A 3,409-nucleotide genomic window follows, 5' to 3' on the forward strand; every position below is an offset into this window, starting at 1 on the left:
GTTCCACAAGAAAACTCATTCTTTGTGGAACGGGCATCTTGCCCGTTCTTGACGGTGCAATATCTCAGTTTTAGCCGACTTTGGCTATTAGCCGGGTAATTCATTCCCCGGCGGTTTACCTGCTGCCAAAGGTAAGCCTCAAGCAGCGGCTGCCGTTCTTCTAACTCGGCTTCCAGCAGAATTTCTCGCGTGAGGCGATTCTCTATTTCAACAAAATCAGCTAACTCTAAAACGCTACTCGCAACAACTTCCAAATTGTCAGCTAGAAAGTCAGCATAGGCGGCGCGACGTTGAATTTTACCGCTGGTCGTTTTCGGAATGCTTCCGGGCTTGATCAGCACTACTCCATAAACTTGCACTTCATATTCTTGAGCAATGCTGGAACGGATGGCGCTGATAATTTCCTCGGCATTATCCGGCGCTTTGCGAGATTGTAATTCTTGCACGATAACGAGCTGTTCTTCGCCTGCGACTTCCACCGAGAATGCCGCGATCGCCCCCTGCCGCAAACTGGGATGGCTGCGCTCTGCTGTTCTTTCTATATCTTGGGGGTAAAGATTGCGACCTCGGATGATAATCAAATCTTTGAGTCGCCCTGTAATAAACAGTTCTCGATCGCGTAAAAAGCCTAAATCTCCAGTTCGCAAAAATGGCCCTTCGCTGGTATCTGAAAGATATGCTTGAAAGGTTTTTTCTGTTTCTTCTGGGCGATTCCAATAGCCTCGCGCAACTGTTTCGCCAGCTACCCAAATTTCTCCGACTTCCTGCGGCTGGCATTGCGTCAGAGATTCAGGATTGACGATCGCAACTTTAGTGCCAAATTCAGGGAAACCGCAGCCGACTAAAGTTCTCGCGCCCCCCTCGCCTTCGGCAACTTCTACAATGTGATTATTTTCCAGCGCCCCAGCGTCAACAGGTAAGAAAGTTGGTGTTGTCCCGCTGCGAACCGTGGCAATTTTTAGCGTGGTTTCTGCCATTCCGTAAGCAGGACAAAAGGCATCCGCCTGAAAACCGCAGGGCTCAAAAGCTTTGGTAAATCGCTCTAGGGTTTCTTTGTGGATCGGTTCTGCGCCGTTATAGGCCACGCGCCAACTACTCAAGTCGAGCATTTTTTGCCCATCGCCCAAGATTTTGCTTATTTTGCTAGCACACAAGTCGTAAGCAAAATTTGGCCCGCCGCTGTGGGTAGCTTTGTAGCGCGAAATCGCTTCCAACCAGCACATCGGGTTCTGAATAAACGCCGCTGGCGGCATGAAGTAAGAGGGAATTCCCAGATACAAAGGTTTGAGCAATCCGTCAATTAACCCCATGTCGTGAAAGGGTGGAAGCCACGTTACGGCAACGCTTTCGGAATCGTGCTCAAAGCCTCGGTGAATGTATTCGATGTTGTACAAAACGTTGGCGTGGCTCACCATTACGCCTTTGGGGGTGGAGGTTGAGCCGGAAGTGTACTGAAGATAAGCCACTTCGTCGGGATGGATGGGTGGCTGCTGCCACTTTTCGCCGTCATCGGAAAGCTCCTCTGCACTCAGCCAACGCATCGCTTTGAGTTCCGGCGCTTGCTCGCATAGCTGCTCTAAATTGTCCAAGTGTCGCGCGGGAGCGATCGCAATTGTTGCTCCTGCATCTAGGGCGATCGCACTAATTTTCGCTAAATTCCGTTTCAGCTTCGGCGGATAGAGGGGAACCGCGATCACTTTGGCGTACAAGCATCCAAAAAAGGCGGCGAGATAGTCCAATCCTGGCGGGAAAAGCAGTAAGGCTCGTTCGCCAGTGACTCCCAATGTCTGAAGTCGCGAGGCGTGCGATCGGGCGATCGCATCTAACTCTCGATAAGTCAAACTGGCGGTTTCAGTTTTTCCGTCTAACAGAAATGTATATTTCTGCTCTGGTTGGTGTAACGCTCTGTTTTGTAGGAGTTCTACTAAATTTGTACAACTTTCGGTGAGTTGGTTTCCCTTAATGCTTGCGTCACTCATCGATTCTTTTTACCTATAAATCTTGTTTGCAGTACGCCAACCAGTTCCGCCAAATTCTTTCCACATAGACTTTCTGTGAACAGTTGTTGGGCGTTACGAGTCTCCCATCAGCGCGTTTGAGTATTCAATCTGGGTATTAGCGCTTGTTTTCACGTTTTGTTGTCGATCGGGCTGTTCGGCAATGGCTCCGGGGCGATTTCAGTCCGAGCCAGCTTCGATATCAGCTTCAGGGGCTTTACGGCTATCGACTTTAAGCATACTAGGCTAGATGACATTTATTATCAAGAGTTATTGAGCAACTTTGTTGACTGCTATCGTTTCCTATATGACAATCTTTTCTAACTCTTGCCATAGCATTTTAGGCGATCGTTTGTCTAGCCCTGACAGAAACCATAATAGGCAAGTGCTGCACAACTAGATAGGGGGGTCAGACCCCCCATCTTAAAATGAAATTAGTTTTCATTAGTTAACTCTTGACAGATGTGAGTGCTCTGTTATCTAATTAAGGCACTTTCTCATTAAGAGGTCAGCGACTACTTCCTTTAACCGAAGAAGCTGCCAACCGTGGGCGATCGTCCAGAGCGCCACCGGACTGAGGCTTTCGCCCTCACGCGCCTCCTGTATTCCCAGACAAATGCCACTAGCGACGGGAGAACCGGATCGAACTGCGCCCGACAACTGGGCCGGATCTTCCGCCGGTCAGTTTCCAGAGGCACACAAGAGCAGCAACGCTGCCACAAATCATGTTGTGCAAGCAACGTAAACCACATATCCGAAGTTCCATTAATTGTTGATTAAAGACTAATGAAGAGATCGCAGAAATTATTAAATAGCCTTGGGCTGGCAGGAGTTGTGTCGGCGTTAGTCGCTGGGCCGGTGTGCGCTTCCAACATCGCGCAGGTGACGGGCGTTCGCCTCAATCCCACGTCAGAAGGCATTGAAGTCATCCTAGACACTGAAGATGGAAGGCCCCTGCAAGTTTTCAGCGCCAGCTTTGGCGAAACTTTACAAGCTGATGTCATCACCGCTCAACTGCGACTACCGGGGGGAAATGAGTTTCGTCAAGACAAACCGGCTGCGGGAATTGCTTCTGTCACCGTTACTCCTTTAGATAACAACAGCATCCGAATCAGAGTCGTTGGCGAGAGGGGTCAACCAGTGGCACGGGTGATTCCTAACGCTGCCGGTCTGATTCTCAGCTTAAAACCCACCTCGCAGATGACTGCTCGCCCGCCTGCACCGGCTCCTACAACACAGCGGCCGGGGACACCCGGAGAACCCTTGCCACCTACAGGGCAGCCGGTAGAGATACCCGGAGAACCTTTGCCACCTACAGCGCAGCCACCTGGGACGCCCGGAGAACCCTTGCCGCCGACAGCGCAGCCACCGGGGACACCCGGAGAACCCTTGCCGCCGACAGCGCAGCCACC

Annotated in this window: 3 protein-coding genes; 1 reads left to right on the forward strand and 2 read right to left on the reverse strand. The window is 50.9% G+C overall.

Going from position 1 to position 3,409, the window contains the following annotated elements; translation table 11 throughout:
* Together QUB04_RS31095 and QUB04_RS31100 are read right to left on the reverse strand one after the other, a co-directional pair.
* A partial coding sequence (locus tag QUB04_RS31095) for a fatty acyl-AMP ligase (protein WP_333290532.1) occupies positions 1-1,979 on the reverse strand: 1,979 nt, incomplete at its 3' end.
* Between the two features lie 498 nt (positions 1,980-2,477).
* A complete protein-coding gene (locus tag QUB04_RS31100) occupies positions 2,478-2,657 on the reverse strand; it encodes a hypothetical protein (protein ID WP_333290533.1) in 180 nt (59 codons plus the stop codon).
* Between the two features lie 126 nt (positions 2,658-2,783).
* Here QUB04_RS31100 and QUB04_RS31105 point away from each other — a divergent pair.
* The coding region (locus QUB04_RS31105; protein ID WP_333290534.1) for an AMIN domain-containing protein at positions 2,784-3,409 on the forward strand (626 nt) is incomplete at its 3' end.

It is taken from the genome of Microcoleus sp. D2_18a_B4 (assembly GCF_036702475.1).
Classification (GTDB): Bacteria; Cyanobacteriota; Cyanobacteriia; order Cyanobacteriales; family Microcoleaceae; genus Microcoleus.